Source organism: Planomicrobium soli (genome assembly GCF_003014655.1).
In the GTDB taxonomy this organism is placed as follows: domain Bacteria; phylum Bacillota; class Bacilli; order Bacillales_A; family Planococcaceae; genus Planococcus; species Planococcus soli_B.
In genome coordinates, this window is the sequence record NZ_PYAT01000002.1 from 134887 (window position 1) to 158531 (window position 23645).

Genomic DNA, 23645 nt, shown 5'->3' on the forward strand with positions numbered 1-23645 from the left:
CTCATCCTTATAAATCAGGCTAAGGGGGCCATCACATGACTCAAAAACTGGATACACAGAAAAAACTGATAGATACATTATTGGAAGTTTCAGAGAAAAATGGCCACTATATTGTTGCCGAGCCTTTTAATATTTACTTGCGCGATCTTCAATATTCGTTCATCTATAAGAATTATTCAGTTGAACAAATTGAAGAAATGATTGTTATGAATTCAATTCCCTCCATCTTATGGGAGGAAGCTGAGAATCCACCGGTTGAAATTGCCAATCCCCTCCTTCAAGAAGTGACGGAAAAATATAAAATAATCCATAAAATTATGGAAGTAGTCGATACGAAGAATATTAATTTTCTTGGTCAAAATTACAACATCTTTTTCAAAGTCGATACAGACGAAGATTTGATTGAGAACTTTTCTGTAGATCAATTGGGGAACATTCTTGATCTAGTAGAAAAGCATGATGAAGTTAGTTCTCTTAAAGAAAAAGATCGACAGCCGGAAAAAGAAATGGACGCCTGGTGGCGAAAAAACAGCCCCTCGCGTGCTCTTAAGATTTTGCCTACCGACAGCATGGAAACGGTATACGGCAAAGCGAAAGCAGTACTTGAAAAAACTCCGCGCAATTCGCCAGCATATTCCAAGATTTTTGACTATATGAATGATCTTTACGAAATGATAGAAGCCAGCGAAAAAGAACACGAAAGCTGCGATGAAACACTCACATAAAGAAACGTCCTGGAATTTAGTTTCCAGGACGTTTCTTTATGTCATGATTCAAGTGTATTGATTTCATATATGAATCACATTAAGCAGTCTATAATTTTCACTCCAGTTACTCGCTATCAAATTTCAGCATCCCCTCATCAAGGACATATTGACTAATGACATTAAAATCTTCTGGTCTTTTCTACTCCTTTAGAGTACGATATGAATGAAGTTGTACATAAAATAAGCCAAAAAGAAGAAAATTGATAACTTACCACCTCTTCCTGTGAGTTATCTTACCTATTCTTCCGTAGGAGTGAAACTGTGAAGCTGGTCAAATTATTTCTTTTATCTTTTCTGCTGCTTTTTCCCATGCTCGGAGCCTGCACGATGAACGACGGAGATGCTTCAAATAAAAGCACGAAACTGAACACCCGTAAAACCCCTGTAAGTATTACACCCGAAGAAATATCAAAGACAACAACCGCTTCTTTGTCCGCTGTAGGCGACATACTGATCCATGATTCGTTGTATTGGGATGCTGAAACAGAAGATGGATATGATTTTAATCCGATGTTTGCAAAAATCAAATCTCACATGGAAAAATCAGATATTACCGTCGCCAATTCTGAAAGTATTATCGGCGGAAGTGAAATTGGCGTATCTTCCTATCCTTCTTTCAATAGCCCATTTGAAGTAGGAGATGCATTGAAAGCTGCTGGAGTAGATGTTGTTACAATGGCCAACAATCATACGCTGGACCGTGGCGAGAAAGCGATTGCCAATGCTATCGGGTACTGGGACAAGATTGGAATGATCCATACCGGCTCGGCATTATCAGCAGACGAAAGCGCTCGAATTGCAACAAAAACTGAAAACGGCATCATTTTTTCTTTCCTTTCCTATACGTATGGGACAAACGGCATCCCGACACCTATAGGGAAAGATTACTTGGTCAACCGTATCGACAAAGAAAAGATTAAAGAAGAGCTAAACCGTGCTAAAAAGCAATCCGATGTGGTGGTCTTAAGCCTGCACTTTGGCCAAGAGTATGAACGTATGCCAAATCCCGAGCAAAAACAATTAGCGCAATTCGCAGCTGAACATGGGGCAGATATCATATTAGGCTCCCATCCGCATGTACTGCAGCCGGCAGAATGGATTGAAACCGCTGATGGCCGGAAAAGCTTCGTAATATACTCACTTGGCAATTTCATTTCCCATCAAGAAGCGCTGTATCGAAGAATCGGCGGCATCGTCCACATTACTGCTGAAAAAACGGTTGATGCCAATGGAACAAGCATCCATTTGAAAGAACCGGCATTTACAGCTACTTATGTTAAAAGTGATGACAATAAAAATTTTGAAATCGACTTATTGGCGAATGTAGATCCCAAATTAAACGAAGACATTCAAAAACACCTTTCTACTTGGACAAACGATATTGCCTTCGAATAAGTTATGCAAAAATAAGCGTATTGGAATTAGTTCAATACGTTTTTTTACTAGAAGCACTTTTAGTATCGCTTCTTCTAATGATTAACATTGATAAATTATCAGAATTGAATATAACAGCTTGTCAAAAATAGTTATTTATACTTAGTAATATTCGTTTTTCTTTGATAATAGTTTTATTAAAAAGGTTAAACCTGCCTTTTGTACTTTTAATTAGGCTAAATCAAGTAAGTCTGTTGGATATAAATATGATATTCAAACTATTATACTGATACAAGGTTCTATTGTTGGAAAGATGGAAAGGAGAGAAAGAATGAAAAGGTTAAAGATAGTTGTAATGGGATTAGTATTAATCGGATTTTTTGGTTTTTCTCAACTTGAGGCTTCGGCGAACGCTTCTGACATGCACAACGGTTCTACTGGACAAAACGTGAACAATTTGCAATCGACTTTGAAAAAGATGGGGTATTTCCATACAGGTGTTACAGGATATTACGGCCCTATTACTGAAACTGCAGTTACAAAATTCCAGCGGGACTTTGGCATCCCTGCTACTGGCTACACCGGACCGCTTACGCGCGGCATGATTGAAAAAGTACATAGGATGGCACGCGTCGTCCATGGGGAAGCACGTGGTGAAAGCTATACCGGGCAAGTGGCGGTAGCTGCGGTGATTTTGAACCGTGTCGATTCTCCACATTTTCCAAACACGATTTCCAATGTCATTTTCCAGCGCAACGCCTTTACGGCAGTAAATGACGGCCAATATTGGCTGACGCCGAATGCTTCTGCTTATCGGGCTGTTAAAGATGCCATGCTAGGCTGGGACCCTTCTTCAGGAGCGACATATTACTATAATCCGGCCCACGTTTCTGACAACTGGATTTTCTCGCGTACCGTTATCAAACAAATTGGCAAGCACCATTTTGCCTATTAAAAAAGCTGCCCCTATGGGCAGCTTTTTTAATAGGCTGTCGAGAAACATTTTGATAGCTTTTTCATTTCGCTCCAGGCGGAAGCTTTCCGCGGGCACGGCCTCAGCTGCTTCACTCGCGCTGTTCCGCTGGCGTCGCCGCCTTGCGCTCCATTTAGAAATTAGAATCCACTTGAATTGAAGCAAAAAACCAATTAAAAAGAAGCAGGGCGAGAACCAATAAGAGTCGACTTCTTAGAGGGAACAGTACTTTATCCATCCTAACCTCGTGATAAAGTTCCTTAAGAAGCTTTTTTCCTATTGTCCGACTAGATCTCTAATCTGATCGACGATGTTTTTGATTTCTCCTAGAGATTTGAATGCTTCATTATTTTCCAGCACAGCGGGATCCAGTGTGCCATCTTTTATGTTGTTCAAATACAAATCGATGCCTTTGATAGCATTCTCATTTTGGGTTACCACTTGTTGGTGAAGGTCAGCCGCCATTTCCGGCGGTTGCAGTTCATTAAACTCTTCTATATTGGTTTTCATTACTTGCAAACTGGCTTCCAATTCCGTAGCCGCTTCTTTGTTGCTGACTGCTTGCTGTGCAAGGGCAGGTGTATCTTTTGCAAAAATCGTTGCTTCATTCGCAAATTCCGTTACTTCAGTGGCGTAGGTCAACGTATTATTCGCTCCTTCTATAACAGAGCACCCGCTAAGAAATGAAATGACAAGGATTAAAAAAGCGATAGATGTTTTCTTCAAGAAAACTCCTCCGTTCTAGTTGCTATTCAATTGAAGTATAGCATGAACAAACTCACTTAGTGAAAATAGGGCATTCCGCTTTCCCGGATTTCATTAAGCCATCCTATACATTATCCATCGTCATTGTACGGGCTAGGATATCCCACCCGTTCAGGTCAGGGCGATTGTGTATCTTTATAGTCGCTGGTTGCCGCTTTTGTCGCAGGACGGTCTTTGTTTGCCCCTTTATCCAGTTTTCGCAGAATAAAAAGAAGTGCGCCTATTGTGCTGATGAAAAAGGAGAGTTCTGTTACCTCTTTTTTTATTCCTCTGCTGTATATTATGTTGATTTCCACTTTGCCGTTCGGGATTTCGCATTGAAACAGCAGTGACTTCTCAGTTGAATGTGTTTCAATAGTCTTTATTCCGTAGGCTTTCCAGATTGCCTTTGTATTGTATAATTCCAATACCGCATACCCATGGGATGTTCCATCCAACAGCTTGATCCACGGATTGTACCGTTTCATTATTTTCTCCAGCGTACGAAAAGTAATATTCCGTACATTCTTATTTTCTTGCCCTTTATCGGGAGCAATTTCACTTACCAGTTCTACTGCAGGAGCCACCGGCACTGAACCTGATGCATTCTTCAATCGGCCAAGAAATTTTTGGGTCGGATGCTGGATATGCTCGTGCGGATTCAAAGAAGTGACCGATCCGACCATCAATTCGACACCGAACTTTGACGCTTTATCTTGGGAACTATAGTCCGTCTGAAGATAAGAAGCTTCGAACGTATGAAAATCTCCGGTCAACGCAATGAAATTTTGTATATTTTCACTGGCTATTTTTTTCGCAATCATATCCCTTTCAGCAGTGAATCCGTCCCATGCATCAAGGTTCAAGTCTCTTTCTCTTATCTTAAATGGGGTTATTTGCACTGAATTCCCCCAGATATTCCAGAGGCTTTTAGATTCACTTAACTCATTTAGGAACCAGTCCCGCTGCTCTTTTCCCAACATCGATCGTTCTTCTTTCTCATCCGCCTCATTCAGTTGCTTTGGTCCGCCCATCGGAGCGCTTCGAAAAAGCCGCTCATCCGTCATATAAATGGTGGCAAGGTCTCCGATTGTCAGTGTGCGATAAATCTTCAAAGCGTCATCGGGCGATAATCCCGGATCGTAGGTTACTCTGGATGGCATGTACTCCAACCACGCTTGGCTCGCAGCATGTCGCCTTTTCCGGTCCGGTTTAAAGCTGTGGTCCGGGGCGACCGCCGGATAATACGTATTGTCGGCAAATTCATGATCATCCCAAACAGCTACTATTGCGTGGTTCTCGTGGAGCTTCTGCAAATCCGGATCACTTCGGTAAATTTTATAAAGTTCACGGTAGTCAGCTAATGTGAACGCTTTGTGTGTACCGCCCGGAACAGCAAGCTCCCTAACATGATGGGGTTCCCTTTTCAGGCTTTCGTACACGTAATCCCCTAAATGCAAGAAGAAGTCCAGTTCTTCTTCTGCCAGACAAGACAAAACATTAAAGTAACCGTTCTTATAATCCTGGCATGAAATATAGCCGATTGATGCAGGGCGGTATCCTTTGTCAGCAAGTGTTTTACAGCGGCCCGTTCTGCTTACAAATCCGCTCTTAGTGATAAAACGATAATAATACGTTTGATCCGGCAGCAAAAAATTGTTCAGATCAATGCGGACCACATTGTCGCAGTCCTGCCATATCGGGGCGAATCCACTTAAATCGATTCGAGAAAACTCATTGTTTGTGCTCACTTGAAATTCAATAAACTTCCCTTGCTTGATTGCGCTTTTTACAAATAAAGTTGTTCCTTTTTCTTCAATTTCTTCATTAGAAAAACCGGATTCTATATCCGGATCGACTCTGGTCCAAATGATCATTCCTGAAGAAGTGGGATCGCCTGAAGCTACAGATTGCGGAAAACCATCCCCCACGTTATTAATGGCTTTATATGGCTCGATGTTTCGAGACAATCCATCAATTATGAATAGGTCTCCTGCCAGAAAATCTTCGGAAAATCGGTAAGAATTTTTTGATGTTTCACTGTCTAAACCTTCTTCATTCACCGTTTCCACCTCCAACTTCTTATAAGCCTAATTTACAACAGAATATAAGGAGAGTCCAACTAATTTCAGAATAGTTAGTTAAATTTACAATAGTCCTTTTCATAGGTTTTATTTGCTGCCTTTACTTTTTTAGCTAGTTTCAAACTAAGACCTCTTTTCCTCTTTTGCCTTAACTGCGGAAAATTATCAATCTATACGGGGGTTCGATATAATAAGAACAATTAGATTTAAATTTGCAGGATTGTCGAGGAGAAGAACATGGCCACTAGTACAAGAAACGACAAGGTAATCGGGCTTATCCCGGGGTTGATTGCTTGCTTTATCGTTATGTTGATAGGAATTGTTGGAGCCGCAGGGATTGGAGAGCTGCTATTGGCAACAGGGATTTTAGCTGATGGCAGTGCGAGCCCTATTTCCGGAATTTTTGTAGCAATTCTGCTGGGGATAATAATCCGCAATACCCTTGGATTACCGGATTTTTTTAAAACCGGCATTAACTTTTCGGTTAAATATGCCTTGCGCGCCGGTATTATTTTACTCGGATTACGACTAAGTTTGATAGAAGCTTTGAAACTTGGCGCTTGGGGCGTGCCGCTGATTGTCGCATGCATTTCGGTCGGACTGTTTGTTACTTTGTATTTCACAAGTAAACTTGAACAATCCAATCGGCTTGGCACATTGATTGCAACTGGGACCGGCATTTGCGGAGTAACTGCAATCATGGCGACCGCGCCCGTCATAAATGCAAAAGAAAACGAGATTTCCTATGCAGTTGCCAACATTACGATTTTCGGTTTGATCGGTATGCTGTTTTATCCGTATTTGGCTCATTTCTTTTTTGCTGATGAACCAATCAAAGCTGGCCTGTTCCTTGGAACAGCCATCCATGATACCGCGCAAGTGACCGGTGCCGCCCTCATCTACGGACAACTATATGATTCAGCAGTTGTTGTAGATGTCGCGACCATTACAAAACTGACGCGCAATGTTTTTATTATCGCTGTTGTGCCGTTTATTTCGTTCTTATTTTTCCGCAACAAAGCAAAAAGTGGCGAGAGTAAAGCAGAGTCCCTGCCAAAATGGTACAAGCTATTTCCCGTATTTATTCTAGGATTTTTGTTCCTTTCGCTCATGCGAACTACTGGTGATGCTACCGCTTCTTCAAGCGGTGCCGCCTTCAGTCTAATCAGCCCTGCAGCGTGGGAAAGCTTCTACAGCTTCTGGAGTTCGTTCGGTTCAACGTATATGCTAGGCCTTGCTATGGCGGGTGTCGGCTTATCCACCAATTTAAAAATCTTCAAAGGCCTTGGCATCAAGCCATTTTATATCGGGCTTATTGCGGCGTTATCTGTCGGCGCCGTTAGCTTGCTGCTCATTTCTTTATTCGGGGATCTGATTTCAATTTAAAAAGGAGCCGTTCAAAACGGCTCCTTTTTGTTAGTTCTATATTATTTCTGACTAAATGCAATATTGAAAGCAATAAGCGCAAACAATGTGCCTTGGACTTTATTGATGCGTTTCGAAATAGATGGGCTCTTTTGCAGAAAAGCGCTGATGCTTCCGGCAAATACGCTGATCAAAGAAAAGATCACCAGTGCTTGAAGCAAGAAAATCAGTCCGTAAATGAGCATTTGGCCTGGGACGTTTCCCCATGAATAATTGATGAACTGCGGAAACAGTGCGAGGAAAAATAATGAAACTTTCGGGTTTAACAGGTTCATGATGACACCTCTTTTATAAAGCGCTTTGTAACTTAAGGAACTTTCGCTGCTTAAATCAAACCCGGAACTTTTTTCCCGAAAAGACTTGTAAGCCAAGAACAAGAGATAAGCTGCACCGACGTATTTTACTAATGCAAAAGCGAATGCAGATTGGTAAACCAAGGCGGATAATCCCACAGTAGCGGCTGTGATATGAAAAAGCAGACCGGTGCATAATCCAAGTGAAGTGGATACGCCCGCTTTTTGCCCTTTTGCTATGCTCTGCGCCAGTACAAACAGATTGTCAGGCCCTGGCATCAATGTGAGCAATACTGCGGCTCCTAAAAAAGCGGTTATCGATAGAAATTCCATAGTTGTCCTTACCTTTCCATTAACAGAATTTATGCCATTATAGCAAATAAATCGGCCCTAAGGTATAAGTTTCAGCGCAGCGGATGGCAAAGAGAAAGGTCAACTTCTACAGGTTGGTTTGTCGCAAGGGCAGCTGCCACCGTTCCGATATACGGTCCCATGGCTAAACCGGACGGGCCTAGCCCCGTCGCCAGCACTAACCCTTCATAAGGCTCCACCTTTCCAAGTACCGGCAATGCGTCCGGACCCATTGGACGAAAGCCGATCCGGACGTCTTCCAATACACCAGTTGCAAGTCCAGGAGCTACTTTCAACGCTTCAGAAAGCACTTCATGAATGCCCCCCGCCGTTTTTCGGTAGTCGAAACCGGAACCTGTTTCACGGGTCGCCCCCGCCACAACTCGGGAATCGTCAAACGCTAACATATAATGGCTGCTTTCAGGAATGATGACCGGCCAATTGGATGTGTCTGTTCCAGGGAGCTTGATATGGGCAATTTGACCGCGCTGCGGTTCCATTTTCAAAGAGATGCCGAGAGGTGCTAAAAGAGCCGGTGCCCAGGCACCAGCTGCCACTATCACAGCATCCGCCAATATGGTTTCCCCATCCACCTGAACTCCTGTCACACGCTGTTCCTCATGCAACAAAACCGCTTCCCCTTTTATGCGCTCAGCACCGTTCTTTTGAGAGGCACGAAGCAGCGCCTCCTGGAGCAATCGGCCATCTACGCGTGCGCCTCCTGAAACGAATACCGCCTCTAGCCCTTCGTCTAATGGAGGGAAAAGCTTTCGGGCGTCTTCAGAATTCACCCTCAAAATCTCCCCTATTTCCGGTGCCTCTTCTTTATTCGCTTTCAACTCTTTTTCAATCTTATCCAATTCTTCCGGCAAAGAGCTAATGTAAAGAGCGCCTGTTTTCTTATAACCGAAATCTGTTTCTTCCTCTTTTTGCAGATCAGCGATAAGGGAAGAGTAAAAGGCAGCGCCCCGCTTTGCCAATTGGTACCAGTCATCGCCCCTCTCGCTCGGTCCCCAAGGGCAGACAATTCCTGCTCCAGCAGATGTCGCTTTTCCGTCATGTACTTTATCTATAATCACCACTTCTATTCCTTGTTTTGCCAAACAATAGGCGGCGCTTGCTCCGACAATTCCGCATCCAATTATCACTATTTTCACAGGAGCACCTCTCTATCTCATCTTTGATTTAAAAAATCCAACTCTCCTGTTTCTTGCCGAACTTTATGCAGTGCTTGCTTGATGTCTGCTAATAAATCGTCCAAATGCTCAAGCCCGACTGATAACCGCAGTAAACCGTCCGTGATCCCGCGTTTTTCGCGCTCTTCTTTTGGCATCGCGGCATGAGACATTGTCGCCGGATAAGATAAGATCGACTCGACCGCTCCTAAACTGACAGCAAAAACGGGAATCCGCAAATTCTCCGTAAAAATCTTTGCAGCTTCTTTCGATAGCAAGCGGAAAGATAGAACGGCTCCAAACCCTTTTGCTTGGCGGACATGGATAGGATGGCCTGGGTGAAAAGTAAAACCGGGGTAATACACTTCTTCCACCAAGGAATGCTTATGCAAGTATTCCGAAATCGCCTGAGCCGATTCAGATGATTGTTTTAGGCGCGTTCCCAAAGTCTTGATTCCTTGAATTAATAAATAAGAGTCCTGAGCACCTAATACTGCTCCAAATGAGTTTTGGATAAAAGCGAGCCGGTTGCCCAGTTCTTCGTCTTTAGTTACAGCGAGCCCCGCGACGATATCGCTGTGGCCTGACAAAAATTTGGTCGCGCTGTGCAAGACAATATCTGCACCAAGCTCCAAAGGGTTTTGGTAAAGCGGCGTCATGAATGTGTTATCGACGAACGTCAAGCAATCATTCGCTTTTGCCAGTTTCGCCGCAATTTCGATATCGGTGATGTTCATGGTCGGATTGGAGGGAGTTTCGATATAAACCACTTTTGTATTTGGCTGAATCGCCTCCGCCATTTCGCCGAGGTCGGTCATATTGACAAACGTGTAGTCGATGCCGAATTTGTTCAACACTTCTGTTATAAATCGGTAGGTGCCGCCGTAGACATCTTCCGAAATCAGCACATGGTCACCAGACGACAGCAGCATAAAGGCAGAAGAAATCGCCGCCATGCCGGAAGCGAATGCGAAACCACGTGTACCGCCTTCAAGCTTGGCAATCGTTTCTTCAAGTGTAAGACGCGTCGGATTGCCCGAGCGGCTATAGTCGAACGGACCGAATTTTTCAAAGCTTTCCTGGTGAAAAGTAGAAGATAAATAAATCGGGACGTTGACCGCCCCTGTTGTTTTGTCCACACCGGCTGAATGGATGAATTTCGTTTCCAAATGATCGGTCATAATTGAAGAGCCTCCTTTTCAAACTTGGAAAAAGCTTGCTTTAAATCAGCGAATAAATCTTCCACTTCTTCGATTCCTACAGAGAATCGCAGCAGACGGTCACAGATTCCCCGTTCCACACGTTCTTCATAAGGGATTTCAGCATGCGTCTGAGTGGCGGGATAAGTGATGAAGCTTTCAACCCCACCAAGGCTTTCAGCAAAAGTGATGAGGCTTAGATTTGTCAAAAAGAGGTCCACCCATTCCGCTTCCTTTAAGCGAAACGAAACCATCCCGCCTTTCCCCGGATAAAAAACATCTGTAATAACCGGCTCGTTTTCCAAAAAGGCGGCAATTTTTTTTGCGTTTTCCTCATGCTGGCGCATTCTTAACGGCAATGTTTTCAATCCGCGCACTAGGAGCCAAGAATCGAAAGGCGAAAGGACGGCACCTGCTGCGTTGTGCATAACATTCAATTTCGCGCAGATGGCCTCGCCTTTTGCGACCACAAGGCCGGCCAATACATCGTTATGCCCGCCAATATATTTTGTTGCACTATGTATGACAATATCAGCCCCAAGATAGAGCGGCTGCTGCAAATATGGAGTTAAGAACGTGTTATCTACGATGAAAAGCAGATTGTGCTTCTTGGCCAGCTCGGCATAAGCAGCGATATCAATTTCCTGCATGAGTGGATTTGTCGGGGTTTCGATAAACAATGCCCGTGTATTTGAACCAATCACTTGCTCAGTAACAGCAGGATCTTCGAAATCGGCATAAGTTGTTCCGATATTATAAGCTTCTGAGAAATGGCCAAGCAGACGATACGTTCCACCGTAGACATCTTTAGGCACTAATAATTCATCTCCTGGACGGAACAGCGACAAAATAAGTTGGATAGCCGCCATTCCGGAACTACAGGCAAATCCGGCATCGCCGCCTTCAAGCTTTGCAATGCCTTCTTCTAATATTGTCCGTGTCGGATTTTTCGTCCGCGTATAATCATAGCCTGTCGACTTCCCAAGCCCTTGATGCTCATATGCAGTTGATAAATAGATTGGCGGGTTCACCGCTCCCGTTGCTGCATCGCTCCGATTTCCTAATTGAACCAATTGTGTCTCTATACTCTGTTTTCCCATCTTCATCTTCCTTTCACTATAAAAGCAGGGGGCCTTCTTCAAAAAGAAGAAAGCCCCCTGCTCAGGAAATACCGTCTTCTCATCTTTTAGGCACATGCCTATTGGAGTTAGCACCGTGTCCTTTATCAGACCGGTTGCTGAGACTTCAAAGGGCCAAATCCCTCCGTCTCTCTTGATAAGAAATAAATATAAAGTTAGATAATACTGAATGTTTAACACATTAAACTATATTTCAAGAAATAGCAAGAGGAATTGGAAAATTTTATCCTATTTTTTCATAATGAAACTCAAATGCCTTCCACTATTGCGGTTTTGGCGGTAAGAAAAGCCTTCTGGACTTACAAAGGTGCATGTCCGGTCGACCGTAATTTGTTCCAACGGGATGCCGGCCAGCTCGCATTGCTTTTGTACGGCGAGCTGATTGTCGATATGGTATTTTCGCGTCTTCCCATTAAAATAAATAAATTCTTCCGCATATCCGAGATTTTTAAATTGCAGATAAACGTCTTCGTCGACTTCGAACTTTTCCTGGCTCAGCGCCGCTCCTATTTGGACGTGAAAATCTTCTGGAGGGCAGGATTCCGCTTGCTGAAGATATTCAAACAGCTTTAACGTAATTTCTTTGACTGTTCCTTGCCAGCCGGAATGGACAGCGCCGATCAGACCGGTAGATTGATGACAGAAAAGCACGGGTACACAATCGGCCGAAAAACTGGTCAACAAAATATTCGAATCATACGTGTAAAGCGCGTCCGTTTCTTTAATCGCTGTCTCGACTCGCTCAGCGCCCATCCCCTTATGAGCAAGTGTCACCTTTTGGAAATTCGCGCTATGGGTCTGATTGGCACAAATAAAATCCTCCAACTGGATATTCAAAGAGGCCGCCAAATTTCGGCGGTTGCCAAGTACCGCTTCCGGATCTTCACAAACGTGGAGCGCCATGTTGCCAGCTTCCGGTTCTCTTTCGTCTTTCATGGTCATTCCTGAAATGAATCTTTCATTCTTCATGTACATTATTGTTTTCATATCCTCACCTTGTTTTAATATAAAGGAGAGCGCCGCTCATGTATAGAAAAAGACTGGAAAGGAGAAAAAACATGAACTTCAACTTGCAAGAAGCGATTGAAATTCTGGAACGCACACCTGAAGCTTTGGATGCTTTATTGTCCGGACTATCAGCCGGCTGGCTAAACAGCAACGAAGGTGATGGAACATGGAATCCGTCCCAAGTGATCGGCCATTTGATTGAAGGTGAGAAGAATGACTGGATTCCACGGCTCGAAATGATTCTCCAAGAAGGAGAAAGCAAACCTTTTCCTCCATTCGACCGTTACGCCCATTTACGCGAAGACCCCAAAAGGCCGGTAGAAGAAAAGCTGCGGGAATTCAAGGAACTCCGGCTGGAAAGCATCGTTAAACTTAAGAATCTTGTAACTTCAGAATCGCAACTTGAGCTGACTGGTCTGCATCCGGACTTCGGACAGGTAAAGCTGCGCGAACTCCTTTCCACCTGGGTCGTCCACGACTTTACCCATATCAGCCAGATTGCCCGTGTGATGGCCGAAAGATACCGGGAGGACGTCGGGCCATGGGAAGCTTATTTGGGCGTACTGAAGAAGAGATAAGGCAATAACTAATATAGGTTCGTTAAATTACGCTAAATTTTAAAAAGAAGAGCCTCTCCCTACAGCGTTTGGAGAGACTCTTCTTCGATTGTAACCACGCGGTTTGTTTCAGCTGCTTCAATAATGCCCAAAATGACTTTTAACGATGCGAGAGCATCTTCCCCGGTAACAATCGGGGTTTCATCCAGGCGGATGGCCTCAACAAAAGCATCAATGACGCCACTAGGTGTTTGGTTGTCGTTCGTTTGAATCGCTTCAAGTTGATAATTGGTCTTTTCGCCATTTTTCATCAGTACTTCAATCTGGTATTTGTCGTTATGGTAAATTTTTAATATTCCTTTCTGGCAATAAATGATTGTGCTATTGTCTTCTTCCCCGTAATACGTCCATGAGAAAGATGCTGTGCCAATCCGCCCTTTCTTGGTTTTCAGGCTGCAGACTAGGTTGTCGCAAACTTCAATCGGCTTGCCGTTTTCATCTACTTTGTCGAGTGCGCCCTGAAAAGCGCTGACCTGTTCAATTTCATCATCCAGCAAATAATGCAGCAAATCCACTTTGTGGACGCCTAAATCTCCGGCAACCCCATGGCCAGACCTCTCTTTTTTAAAGAACCAGGTAGAGTTTGTTTTATTGAATCCCCAGTCTTCCGGTCCTGAATGGCCGAATGTCGTCTGGAACGTCAGCACTTTTCCAAGGTCACCGCCTTGAAGAATTTCCCGTGCTTTTTGATGGGCCCGTGTAAAACGCTGGTTATGGTCGACCATCAATTTTTTGCCCGATTTTTTCTGTGCGTCGATGATTTCTCGGGCATGTTCCACTGTCAGCGCAATCGGTTTTTCGCACAAGACATGTTTGCCGCTAAGCAATGCTTTAGAAGAAAACAAGTGATGGTGTTCATTCGATGAACAGTCGCTGATTGCCTGGATCTCCGGATCTTCAAACAATTCGTCCACGGTTTTTGCAACTTTGCCTCCAAACATAACTGCCAATGCTTCGGAGCGATCCAGGTTTCGATCGTAAAACACGATTTCACTTACGTGTGGATTTGCTTTATATTCCGGCGCATGACGCGCTTTTGTTATCGATCCGCACCCGATAATCCCTACTTTTATACCCATGTACACACCCTACTCTCTTTTTTGGAATACAACTGCAATGATGATGATCAATCCTTTCACAAAACCTTGAAGATGCGGGGAGACGTTCGTTAAATTCATCATATTGTTCAATATGCCTAAAATTAATACGCCAAATAGCGTACCGATAATTTTGCCTCGCCCACCTGTCATTCGAGTACCGCCGATAATAACAGCAGCGATAGCATCCAGTTCGTATTGAGACCCTGAACTCGACGAGGAAATGGAATTCAAACGCGATGTTTCAATAACCGCTGCTACCCCTACTAATGTACCGATCAACGTATAGACGCCAATTTTCATTCGGTCCACTCGGATTGCCGAAAGGAGTGCCGCTTTCTCATTGCTTCCAAGCGCATAGACATAGCGCCCAAAGCGGGTTTTATGCATCAATACAAAAACCAAAGCGGTCATTGCAAAAAAGATCAGGACCGGCACGTCGAATATCCACAGGTCACTATTTGCAATCATTGTGAATCCAGAAACTTCCCCGGACACACTGCCCCCGTTTGCGATATAAAGCGCAATCGAGCGGGCACCCGCCATCATGCCAAGCGTGGCGATAAACGAAGCGATCCTTCCTTTGGCAACCATAAGCCCATTCAAAAAACCGGCGAACGAGCCGACAAGCAGCGCTGTAAACACTCCTACAAGAATACTGCCTGAAGCGTTCAATGCCAGAACCGAGATAACACCGGCTAATGCGAGCACCGAGCCAACCGATAAATCGATTCCCCCCGATAGCATAACTACGGTCATGCCCATCGCGATAATGCCGATGATGGAAACTTGCATCAAGATATTCAACTGGTTGTTCATATCAAGGAAACGGGGATTTAAAATAGATGATCCGATGAACAAGATGATAAAAGCAATGATGACACTGTATTCCGACCATAGCCAAGACAATCGGCTCTTCGTCGTGTGGGTTTCCCGTTGGTATTCTTTAACATCTACGTTAGCCAATTTGTGCGACCTCCCTTTTCGAACCCGTTGCATAGTTCATGATCTCTTCTTCATTTGCTTCATCTGCCGTAAAACGGGCCGTTATCTCCCCATGGAACATGACGTTGATGTTGTGGCAGATGCGCATCACTTCCGGAGCTTCGGAAGAAAGGATGATGACCGCTTTTCCAAGTTTTGCAAGTTCGACAATTTGCTGATAAATTTCCTGCTTAGCGCCGACGTCGATACCTTGGGTAGGGTTATCAAAAATCAACAGTTCAGTTTCTGCTTCCAGCCATTTCGCAATGATGACTTTTTGCTGATTTCCTCCACTCAATTTATCAATGGCGATACGCGGATTGTGCACTTTAATATTCAAAGCTTCCTTATAGAACTGGAACTTCGTCCGCTCTTCCTTGTCTTGGATAAAGCCCCCTTTTTCAAAATTGCCCATAGAAGATAAACTCATGTTATGAAGTACACTCAAATCCTTAATAATGGCATTTTCCTTGCGGTCTCTTGGCACCAATCCCATTCCCGCTTTCAATGCTTTGCGCGGGTGATCTATTTTCACCACTTGGCCGTTGATTTTAACCTCGCCCGTGTATTTTTTTCGATAGCCAAATAAGCTTTCAAAAAGTTCCGTTCTGCCATCACCCGCGAGACCTGTAAAACCGACAATCTCGCCTTTGCGAACAGCAAAATTTATATCCTTAAACGCATTGCTTGTTAGGCCGTTCACATCTAAGACCACTGGTCCGAAAGGATGTTCATGCAAAAAGCGCTCTTGAGAAATCGCTTTCCCTACCATTGTTTTCGTAATCGTTTCAATGTCTTCATGTTCCATGCTTCCTGTCCGCACCAATTCTCCGTCGCGCAAGACGGTGTAGCCATCGCACACTTCCTTGATTTCCTTCAGCTTATGGGAAATGTAAATAATCGATACGCCTGAGTTCTTTAGGTTTTTCATCAGCCCAAACAACCTGTTCACTTCGTGCTCCGCTAACGATGTCGTTGGTTCGTCCATAATAATCAACCGGGATTTGTGCAGCAGCGCTTTGGAAATTTCAATCAGTTGCTTGTAGGATGTCGCTAAATTTCGGACGTATTCTTTCGGGTCAATGTCGACACCGAGTTTTGATAAAATTTCATGTGTTTGCCGGCACATTTCTTCTACTTTCAAAAAGCCGAATTTATTGCGCAGCTCAGATCCTAAAAACATGTTTTCATAGACGCGAAGATCCGAAACCATATTGAGTTCCTGGTGGATGAAGCTGATGCCATGCTCTTGCGAGACCCGGGGATTCAGCATCTTCACTTCTTCGCCGTTAATATAAATCGCTCCGCTGTCGGGCTGGTGGACACCACCCAGTATATTCATCAACGTGGATTTGCCTGCACCGTTTTCACCTAGTAAAGCATGGATTTCACCTTGCTCCACTTGGAGCGTGACCCCCTTTAAAACCGGGACACCATTGAACGATTTTTTAATTTCTTGCATCGTTATAAAAGGATTTGAAGTCATAGCCTTGATCCCCCTCATATAGGAAAACAGGAAATACAATGAAGAGCATTGTATTTCCCAGATTGTTGATAACTCAATATAATAAATGATTAAAGAAATGTCCTAATGAATATTCCGCAAACCAGCTGCGCTTTCCGCGGGCTCGAGCCGAAACATGCGAGGCTATGGCTTTGCGACGAAGCGCGAAGCGTTGCAGGAGCACACGTTTTCTCCGCTGTTTTGCTCCATAGTTAAAGGTTAGGTACAAAGCAAACTCCTCTAATTTCAGCGGAGGGCGGCGACTCCAGCGGGACCAGCGCGAGCCGAAGACCCTAGACGGAGCAAAGCGGAGGAAGCGGCTGAGGCCGTGCCCGCGGAAAGCGTCCGCCTGGAGCGAAATGAAAAATCTTCTATGAGTTTTTCAAAAGCCTAAGGAAATACAATTAGAATTTAGATTCTGGATCATAGAACTCATCAACGTTTTCTTTTGTTACTTGAGTCGCTTCTTTCACAACCATTGTCTCAGCCGGTTCCTCGCCTTTAGCAAGATCAGCTGCAATTTTCACTGCGTCTTCAACCATTGTCGGCGAATACAGGAACGTCGCTTTCATGAGGCCATCATTTTTGATGTCTTCAAATACCTGCTTCGCACCGCCCGCACCTGTTACGAATTGGATATCCGTACGGCCTGCTTCTTCAATTGCTTGAAGAACACCTAACGCCATCCCGTCATCCTGTGTGAAGACTGCATCGATTTGCGGGTTTGCCTGTAAAATGTTCTGCATAACTTCCAATGATTTCTCAGTTGAAAAATCGCCGCTTTGGGAAGCGATGATTTCCAAGCCCTCAGAAGCTTCGACTGCTTCTTTGAAACCTGATCCTCGCTGTTCAGTGACTGAACTTGGCGGCCCTGAAATTTCAACAACTTTACCTTTTCCGCCCAATTGTTCAACAAAGAATTTACCGGCATTGACGCCGATTCCTTCGTTATCACCTTTTACTACAACTGTAGCTGCATCGTTTTCAAGTTCACGGTCCACAATAACGAGCGGAATGCCCGCGTCTTTTATTTTTTGCCCCACCGGAGTCAATGCTGCAGATTCAATCGGAAGCATTACGATGACATCTACATCTTGAGCGATCAAGTCGTCTACATCGTTCGCTTGTTTGTTCGGATCTGCCGCATTGGTCATGACATATTCAATCCCATCGCTTTCCTGCAGTGCCTTTGCTTGCTTTTCTGCGCTGTCAATCAACGCGCCCATCCAACCATGCGTTGCAGAAGGCAAAGAAATACCAATTTTCACTGTATCGTCCGTTTCTCCTCCACTGCTGCCGGAACCCGAACTTTCGCTTTCACTGCCGCTTCCGCATGCTGCCAAGCCAAACACCGTGACTACTGCCAAAAACAAAATCCATAATTTTTTCACTTTATTCACCCCTTTGTTTTTTTAAAAAGCTCCCCTTCAATGTAAACGTTTACATTCACAACTAAGGCCAGCGCTCCATCATTAATCCCCCTTAATAACAGAGCGCTGGTCTTAGCTGCATTAACCCGATGTTGACTCCCGAATGATAAGTTCGTGTTCTAAAATGACACTGTCGACCTGCTCCCCTTTAAGGAGATCGATTAACATCCGCGCCGCAATGGTCCCCATTTTGTACATCGGTTGGGCAATTGTTGTCAGTGTCGGATTGGTCATGTTCGAAAAGTCGATTTTATCAAAACCGACTACCGCCATATCTTCCGGAACATCCAAACCTGCTGCATTGATTTCTTTCAAAGCTCCGATCGCTAGCAAATCCGATACTGCGAAAACTGCAGTCGGCCGGTCCGGCAATGCCAGAACTTTTTTCATTGCCTGTTGTCCATGCTCGAACCCGAGCTGCTGGGTGTATAGGATGTAATCATCGATTACCGGAATCCCGTATTCCGCCAATGCCCGCTGGTAACCTGCTCTTCGTTCACGCGCATACGAAAATTTTTCGTCCGTATTTATCAAGGCAACTTTACGATGCCCGATTTGGATCAAGTGCTTGACTGCCCGGTATGACGCTTCCTCACTGTCGATTGTTACGTATGGAATATCGATGCCACCTCCATATTCGCTGCATTGAATGATTGCATACTTTTCCGCCAACTCTTTTAACGTCTCCACGTTTACTGCAGGATCCATTGAAATGATGCCATCCGCCATTTTCTTGCGTACCAGGTCAAAATAGATATCTTCTTTTTCCGGCTTGGAATCCGTTTCGCACAGTAGGATGCTGTAGTTCTGGCTGAGCGCCATATTTTCAATTCCTTTAATGATTTCAAAATAGAACGGATTAGAAATAGTCGGAATTAAAATCAGCATGATCCGGCTTTCGGAATTTCTTAAATTTCTTCCAAGCATGCTCGGTTCGTAATTCAATTCTTTGATCGCTTCTTCCACTTTCTGTTTTGTTTTTGAAGCCACTTTGTTCTGGCCGTTCAAGACGCGCGATACTGTGGCGACAGAAACTCCCGCTTGCTTCGCTACTTGCTGGATATTTGCCATCTTCTTTTCCTACTTTCCCGGATTTCATTAATGTTTAAAATGAAATCGATTACATTTTCATAGTATTATCTTCAGAATTATCTGTCAATATAAATTTTAAATTTAAATAAAGGGTTGATTTACTTGAATATTATCTATATCTTAAAAATGTAACGGTTTACATTTCAGTATATTCTGATATTTTACTATGGGGGGATTCTTTTGAAACTGGGCGTTTTTACTGTATTATTCTCCGATAAGAATTTCGAGGACATGTTAAGCTTTGTTTCTTCTAAAGGAGTGGAAGCGATCGAACTGGGCACAGGCGGCTATGCAAACGAGGTTCACTGCAAAGTAGATGAACTGCTGGCTGATGATGAAAAACTCCACCGCTTCAGGCAACAAATGGCCGATGCCAACTTGACGATCAGCGCACTCAGCTGCCACTCCAATCCGCTCCATCCGCAAAAAGGGATAGCCGGTCCCGCCGATGAATTGCTGGTTAAAACGATGCAGCTGGCTTCTAAACTCAGCGTTCCGGTAGTCAACACGTTTTCGGGTTGTCCGGGCGATCATGAAAATGCCCTATATCCAAATTGGCCGGTCTCTCCCTGGCCGCATGATTTCCAGGAAGTGCTCAAATGGCAGTGGGAAGAAAAGCTTATCCCCTACTGGAAGGAAAAAAACAGGTTGGCCGAGTCACTTAATGTCAAAATCGGCTTAGAGCTTCATGGCGGTTTTTCCGTGCATACACCAGCGACGATGCTGCGGCTGCGGGAAGCATGCGGTCCGGCAATTGGCGCAAACCTCGACCCAAGCCACATGTGGTGGCAAGGCATCGATCCGGTTGAAGCCATTAAAATTCTAGGGCGTGAAGGAGCCATACATCATTTTCATGCGAAAGATACCATCATCGATCAGCCCAACATGAATCGCAACGGCCTGACCGATATGACCGACTACTCCCAGATGCAAGACCGCTCCTGGTATTTCCGCACTGTCGGTTTTGGCCATGATTTAAAGACGTGGGCAGACATTATCAGCACACTTCGGCTTTATGGCTACGATTACGTCGTCAGCATTGAACACGAAGACGGCTTAATGTCGATCAACGAAGGCTTTACAAAGGCCGTTGAAAACTTAAAGCCGCTCATTGTCAAAGAGTCCGTCGGCGAGATGTGGTGGGCTTAATAGAATAAAAAGGCCCCACTCCAGTTATTGAGTGGGGCTTTCGTATTTCAGAATGTATTTTGCTGAAAGGGAAAATAATTGCCTCCTATTAAAAAAGCAGAGTTCGAAAATCTTAGTCCTGAATGACGTCAATCAGTTCCATATGAACATCTACAAAATAAGTCTCGAGTAATTCCGCAATTCGGCCATCCAGCTGATGGTATTCCCAATCTGCTTGTTCAACGACCGCATAAAACTCACCTTCTTTGACTTCACCGTTTTCCAGCGCCTTGAACTTTTGCCACATTTCCTGGCCATAATTCTTTTCGATAGCAGCATAATCATAAGCTCCAATTGCCTCAAGAGAGCCTACCAAGGCATCCAAAAAACTTGTGACGCCTACTTCTTCGATATGCCCGGAAAACCAGTTCATCAAAATTTCATGGCCGCCGCTTTCAAGCTCTGAATAGTATTGAAAAGCTAAAAATGCTTCATCAGCAGGCTGATTTCTTGTCGGATAATCGTATTCGCTGATGGTCGCTATCACCGCATTCCAAATATCATCCTTGGTCACCAAATCTCTTCGATACATTTTCGGCTTCATTCTATTCCCTCCAATTGAATAACGCATGTCTATATAACCCATTATACCAATTTTCGTTAGTTTGAGTTGTCCCACTAAAAGGGTAATGTTCACTATTACAAAAAAGGTGGGATATGTATGCGTATGGGTTGCATGAGCAGCATCATCATTTCAATTGTTATTTCTATTCTTCTTACATTATTGATCAACTTCATTTTATAGAGACAAGTATGGGCAAGGAGTGTCAGCGGATGGAACAGTCAATCCGGAGACTAACGCTCGAGGATTTCCCTTTTCTTGAAGCGATGGAAACCGGCATCGAAGATGATTACGTCAAACGGATTTTTGAGCGGCTTGTCACCACGGAGAACAACCGGCTATATGGGCTGTTTTTGGACAACCAACTGACAAGTGTCTGCGGCTATACAATTTTTGCGGATTGCTACGCGATGATTGGGCGGATACGGAGCGACATCCGCTTTAGGGGCCAAGCTTTGGCCACTCAATTGACAATCTATGTTAGGGATGAGGCGTTCAAGCTTCCCCGTATTCAATGGGTTGGCGCGAATACACAGGAAGAAAATGAGGCTGCCCGGCGCGTTCTTGAAAAAACCGGGTTCCGTGAATGCTCCACTCTTTATAGTGCCACAACACAAGATCTATCGAAATTGGAGTCCAATGGGGTTCCATGGCAAGAAATTTATGGCCTTGACCAGAAAAAATCATGGATTTATAAACTTTATATACAAACAGGCAAAGTCTTTCCGTATGAATGCTATTATCCATTCCCTGCTTCTAAGGATTTATTTTCTGAAGATAAGCTTGCAGAATGGTCGTTTTATGAAAACGAAACCCGTACCCGTGTTCTGATCACGAAAAAGGATTTCAAGAAATACCACTATCTCCATGCCATTTATCCATGGAATGATTTAATGGAACAGGATGGGCTATGGGAAACCATTTCGAAAAACTATAAAAATTTATCGAGCGAAACCGAAGAGAAAACGTATATCTGGATGGATTTGACGAAAGACCAAGTACAATCCTTTCCGGAAGAACATGCTTTTGAATTGCCTTCCCCCTGGATGCTTTATGGCGTCTGGCGAAAAGAAAATACGAATTATTTGCATGATAACAAAGAGAATATTCCTTTATCTCAATAGCAGACCAATTAAACCCTACATTCAATAAACGCCTGCATCTTTAAAAGATGCAGGCGTTTAAGCTCTTTGTTCTATTTTCCAAAAACACACTACTGATCAGTTAGCCGGCCTCGAAGAAGTCAATGGAATTTTTTCGTAATCTTCAGGGTTCAGTTTTTCCACCGAGCCATCCGCGACACTTTCTACAATCGCTGAAAGTCCCCGTTCAACAGACTTCACCAATTGCCCTTTTTCCTTTTGTCCCAACGATTGCGTCTGTCCTTTTACTTCAAACAGCACCGTGCCGCTGCCATTTAATGCATAGGAGCCAAGAGCAGTGCCTGGAAGATCCAAGCCTTGAGAATAAAGCGAGATATTTGTGAATTTCGAGTTTCCGTATGACTGCAGCTCATTGTAAGCCGCAACGTTCAACTGTCTTGATAAATCATAATTATAGTTGTCCGCATATTCTGCGTACTTCGCACCTTCAGGAGTTGATGGATCTGGAACAAATTGAGCGGATAAAGAAAGCGTTACAGGATCGTTGGTTCCTGCTACATAGTACATTCCTTGATGGTGCAGATCGATAAAGACATCTACATTGCCAAACTCAGTTTGCAATGACTTGTAAACATCACGTGATGTTTGGGATTCAGGCGTGATGAACCAGCCCGGCAAATTGGAAGCTCCCGGGAAATCCGTTGCTTCCGGAACATAGCTAAGATCCGGATTGAAATCGCGGTTAACGTCAAATCCGGGGTTTTTACCGTAGTCATAGCTTTGGCTCACTCCTCGGTCCAAGTAGTTCCATGAAGGCTTGGCACCGGCCAATTGCGGGTAATCTTCGACGACATCAGCCCAAGTCATGCTGTTCCGCCGCTTATCGGCTTCGGATGCATCCGGATTCAGCATTGGCATGAATACAAGTGTCACTTCTTCACGAATTTTTTTAGCTTGAGCCGAGTTTCCAGATAAAGTTTTCAACAAGTTAAGCAAAGCGACCGTACCTGTTTTTTCATTGCCATGGATTTCGCTTTGAACAAGAATCACTTTATCTCCTGTCCCCACTCTTGCCGTGTAAATATTCCGGCCTTCAAAAGATTGTCCGGCTACATCCACTTGTACTGTTCCTTTGCTCGAAGCTTCGATCTGCTTCAAGCTTTTTTGCAGCTCAACATAATCGACAAATCCGGAAATGCTGTAATCGTGATGATGCGTTGCCGGTCTGGTTTCTGTCTCTGCTGCATAAACTGGCATTGCCAATGCTGCACATAATCCTGCTATCCCAATCGTACTCGCCCATTTCTTCTTCAATCCTACCCGCTCCTTTTAAATTAAAATTCCCTTTAATTTCCTTGTTATTTTTATTTTTTACTCTTTATTCCATTAAGTATTGCACTTAACATACCAAACTCAAAACGAATAGTAAATGTATTTTGAATTTTTAATCTTTTAGTAACGGATTTAAAAATGAAACTCTCTTTTTCTGCCCCAAAGGAATTACATCGGTTTGAACCTTTAGACTTAGCAATAGTT

General features: G+C 44.0%; 21 protein-coding genes and 1 riboswitch. Of the genes, 7 read left to right on the forward strand and 14 right to left on the reverse strand.

Annotated features, from left to right (window positions below):
- The first annotated feature begins 35 nt into the window (after window positions 1-35).
- From B0H99_RS02905 to B0H99_RS02915, 3 genes are all read left to right on the forward strand, one after another.
- Complete coding sequence (locus B0H99_RS02905) at window positions 36-725, forward strand: hypothetical protein (RefSeq protein WP_106532138.1); 690 nt, start codon at window positions 36-38, stop codon at window positions 723-725.
- 303 nt (window positions 726-1028) lie between these two features.
- A complete protein-coding gene (locus B0H99_RS02910) occupies window positions 1029-2162 on the forward strand; it encodes a CapA family protein (protein ID WP_245894363.1) in 1134 nt (377 codons plus the stop codon).
- A 310-nt stretch (window positions 2163-2472) separates the two neighbouring features.
- Window positions 2473-3096, forward strand: a complete 624-nt coding sequence (locus B0H99_RS02915; protein ID WP_106532139.1) for a cell wall hydrolase — start codon at window positions 2473-2475, stop codon at window positions 3094-3096.
- Between the two features lie 294 nt (window positions 3097-3390).
- Here the strand turns inward: B0H99_RS02915 and B0H99_RS02920 are convergent, their stop codons facing one another.
- A complete protein-coding gene (locus B0H99_RS02920) occupies window positions 3391-3840 on the reverse strand; it encodes a DUF6376 family protein (protein ID WP_106532140.1) in 450 nt (149 codons plus the stop codon).
- A 155-nt stretch (window positions 3841-3995) separates the two neighbouring features.
- On the reverse strand, window positions 3996-5921 hold the full coding sequence (locus tag B0H99_RS02925; RefSeq protein ID WP_106532141.1) for an alkaline phosphatase D family protein: 1926 nt from the start codon (window positions 5919-5921) through the stop codon (window positions 3996-3998).
- A 258-nt stretch (window positions 5922-6179) separates the two neighbouring features.
- Here B0H99_RS02925 and B0H99_RS02930 point away from each other — a divergent pair, with 258 nt between their 5' ends.
- The gene (locus tag B0H99_RS02930; RefSeq protein WP_106532142.1) at window positions 6180-7328 is read left to right on the forward strand and encodes a YeiH family protein; all 1149 of its coding nucleotides are present in this window, start codon (window positions 6180-6182) and stop codon (window positions 7326-7328) included.
- A 41-nt stretch (window positions 7329-7369) separates the two neighbouring features.
- On the opposite strand, the gene B0H99_RS02935 is transcribed toward B0H99_RS02930, so the two are convergent.
- From B0H99_RS02935 to pgeF, 5 genes are all read right to left on the reverse strand, one after another.
- Window positions 7370-7993 (reverse strand): LysE family translocator, encoded by a 624-nt coding sequence (locus B0H99_RS02935; RefSeq protein WP_106532143.1) that lies wholly within the window; start codon window positions 7991-7993, stop codon window positions 7370-7372.
- Window positions 7994-8064: 71 nt separating this feature from the next.
- Entirely contained in the window at window positions 8065-9168 is a 1104-nt protein-coding gene (locus B0H99_RS02940) for an NAD(P)/FAD-dependent oxidoreductase (RefSeq protein ID WP_106532144.1), read from the reverse strand.
- Between the two features lie 17 nt (window positions 9169-9185).
- A complete protein-coding gene (gene metC / locus B0H99_RS02945) occupies window positions 9186-10367 on the reverse strand; it encodes a cystathionine beta-lyase (protein ID WP_106532145.1) in 1182 nt (393 codons plus the stop codon).
- A complete protein-coding gene (locus B0H99_RS02950; protein WP_106532146.1) occupies window positions 10364-11485 on the reverse strand; it encodes a methionine biosynthesis PLP-dependent protein in 1122 nt (373 codons plus the stop codon). Before B0H99_RS02950 ends, metC begins: the two co-directional genes overlap by 4 nt.
- A 76-nt stretch (window positions 11486-11561) precedes the next feature.
- Window positions 11562-11667, reverse strand: a riboswitch (SAM riboswitch).
- An 85-nt stretch (window positions 11668-11752) separates the two neighbouring features.
- Window positions 11753-12511, reverse strand: coding sequence for a peptidoglycan editing factor PgeF (pgeF, locus tag B0H99_RS02955; RefSeq protein WP_106532147.1), 759 nt, complete (start codon window positions 12509-12511; stop codon window positions 11753-11755).
- A gap of 71 nt (window positions 12512-12582) precedes the next feature.
- On the opposite strand from pgeF, the gene B0H99_RS02960 reads away from it, so the two are divergent.
- Window positions 12583-13110 (forward strand): DinB family protein, encoded by a 528-nt coding sequence (locus B0H99_RS02960; protein ID WP_106532148.1) that lies wholly within the window; start codon window positions 12583-12585, stop codon window positions 13108-13110.
- A gap of 59 nt (window positions 13111-13169) precedes the next feature.
- On the opposite strand, the gene B0H99_RS02965 is transcribed toward B0H99_RS02960, so the two are convergent.
- The 5 genes from B0H99_RS02965 to B0H99_RS02985 form a co-directional block, all read right to left on the reverse strand.
- Complete coding sequence (locus tag B0H99_RS02965) at window positions 13170-14228, reverse strand: Gfo/Idh/MocA family protein (protein WP_106532365.1); 1059 nt, start codon at window positions 14226-14228, stop codon at window positions 13170-13172.
- 9 nt (window positions 14229-14237) lie between these two features.
- On the reverse strand, window positions 14238-15212 hold the full coding sequence (locus tag B0H99_RS02970; protein WP_106532149.1) for an ABC transporter permease: 975 nt from the start codon (window positions 15210-15212) through the stop codon (window positions 14238-14240).
- Window positions 15205-16716 carry a sugar ABC transporter ATP-binding protein gene (locus B0H99_RS02975; protein ID WP_106532150.1) on the reverse strand — a complete coding sequence of 504 codons (1512 nt, stop codon included), beginning with the start codon at window positions 16714-16716 and terminating at the stop codon, window positions 15205-15207. The genes B0H99_RS02970 and B0H99_RS02975 overlap by 8 nt, the downstream gene beginning before the upstream one ends.
- Before the next feature lie 422 nt (window positions 16717-17138).
- Window positions 17139-18125: a substrate-binding domain-containing protein gene (locus tag B0H99_RS02980; RefSeq protein WP_106532151.1), complete on the reverse strand. Its 987-nt coding sequence runs from the start codon at window positions 18123-18125 to the stop codon at window positions 17139-17141.
- A 120-nt stretch (window positions 18126-18245) separates the two neighbouring features.
- The gene (locus B0H99_RS02985; RefSeq protein WP_106532152.1) at window positions 18246-19235 is read right to left on the reverse strand and encodes a LacI family DNA-binding transcriptional regulator; all 990 of its coding nucleotides are present in this window, start codon (window positions 19233-19235) and stop codon (window positions 18246-18248) included.
- Between the two features lie 201 nt (window positions 19236-19436).
- On the opposite strand from B0H99_RS02985, the gene B0H99_RS02990 reads away from it, so the two are divergent.
- On the forward strand, window positions 19437-20405 hold the full coding sequence (locus B0H99_RS02990; protein WP_106532153.1) for a sugar phosphate isomerase/epimerase family protein: 969 nt from the start codon (window positions 19437-19439) through the stop codon (window positions 20403-20405).
- Window positions 20406-20517: 112 nt separating this feature from the next.
- On the opposite strand, the gene B0H99_RS02995 is transcribed toward B0H99_RS02990, so the two are convergent.
- Window positions 20518-20988, reverse strand: coding sequence for a hypothetical protein (locus B0H99_RS02995; RefSeq protein WP_106532154.1), 471 nt, complete (start codon window positions 20986-20988; stop codon window positions 20518-20520).
- A gap of 230 nt (window positions 20989-21218) precedes the next feature.
- On the opposite strand from B0H99_RS02995, the gene B0H99_RS03000 reads away from it, so the two are divergent.
- A complete protein-coding gene (locus B0H99_RS03000) occupies window positions 21219-22130 on the forward strand; it encodes a GNAT family N-acetyltransferase (protein ID WP_106532155.1) in 912 nt (303 codons plus the stop codon).
- 96 nt (window positions 22131-22226) lie between these two features.
- Here B0H99_RS03000 and B0H99_RS03005 read toward each other — a convergent pair whose 3' ends face one another.
- On the reverse strand, window positions 22227-23423 hold the full coding sequence (locus B0H99_RS03005) for a M14 family zinc carboxypeptidase (RefSeq protein WP_425440376.1): 1197 nt from the start codon (window positions 23421-23423) through the stop codon (window positions 22227-22229).
- Between the last annotated feature and the right edge of the window lie 222 nt (window positions 23424-23645).

Excerpts from the sequence above, each read along its gene's own strand:
- B0H99_RS02905 (WP_106532138.1), top strand. The coding sequence starts at position 36 with ATGACTCAAAAACTGGATACACAGAAAAAACTGATAGATACATTATTG.
- B0H99_RS02915 (WP_106532139.1), top strand. The coding sequence starts at position 2,473 with ATGAAAAGGTTAAAGATAGTTGTAATGGGATTAGTATTAATCGGATTT.
- B0H99_RS02930 (WP_106532142.1), top strand. The coding sequence starts at position 6,180 with ATGGCCACTAGTACAAGAAACGACAAGGTAATCGGGCTTATCCCGGGG.
- B0H99_RS02935 (WP_106532143.1), bottom strand. The coding sequence starts at position 7,993 with ATGGAATTTCTATCGATAACCGCTTTTTTAGGAGCCGCAGTATTGCTC.
- metC (WP_106532145.1), bottom strand. The coding sequence starts at position 10,367 with ATGACCGATCATTTGGAAACGAAATTCATCCATTCAGCCGGTGTGGAC.
- B0H99_RS02950 (WP_106532146.1), bottom strand. The coding sequence starts at position 11,485 with ATGGGAAAACAGAGTATAGAGACACAATTGGTTCAATTAGGAAATCGG.
- pgeF (WP_106532147.1), bottom strand. The coding sequence starts at position 12,511 with ATGAAAACAATAATGTACATGAAGAATGAAAGATTCATTTCAGGAATG.
- B0H99_RS02960 (WP_106532148.1), top strand. The coding sequence starts at position 12,583 with ATGAACTTCAACTTGCAAGAAGCGATTGAAATTCTGGAACGCACACCT.
- B0H99_RS02965 (WP_106532365.1), bottom strand. The coding sequence starts at position 14,228 with ATGGGTATAAAAGTAGGGATTATCGGGTGCGGATCGATAACAAAAGCG.
- B0H99_RS02975 (WP_106532150.1), bottom strand. The coding sequence starts at position 16,716 with ATGACTTCAAATCCTTTTATAACGATGCAAGAAATTAAAAAATCGTTC.
- B0H99_RS02985 (WP_106532152.1), bottom strand. The coding sequence starts at position 19,235 with ATGGCAAATATCCAGCAAGTAGCGAAGCAAGCGGGAGTTTCTGTCGCC.
- B0H99_RS02995 (WP_106532154.1), bottom strand. The coding sequence starts at position 20,988 with ATGAAGCCGAAAATGTATCGAAGAGATTTGGTGACCAAGGATGATATT.
- B0H99_RS03000 (WP_106532155.1), top strand. The coding sequence starts at position 21,219 with ATGGAACAGTCAATCCGGAGACTAACGCTCGAGGATTTCCCTTTTCTT.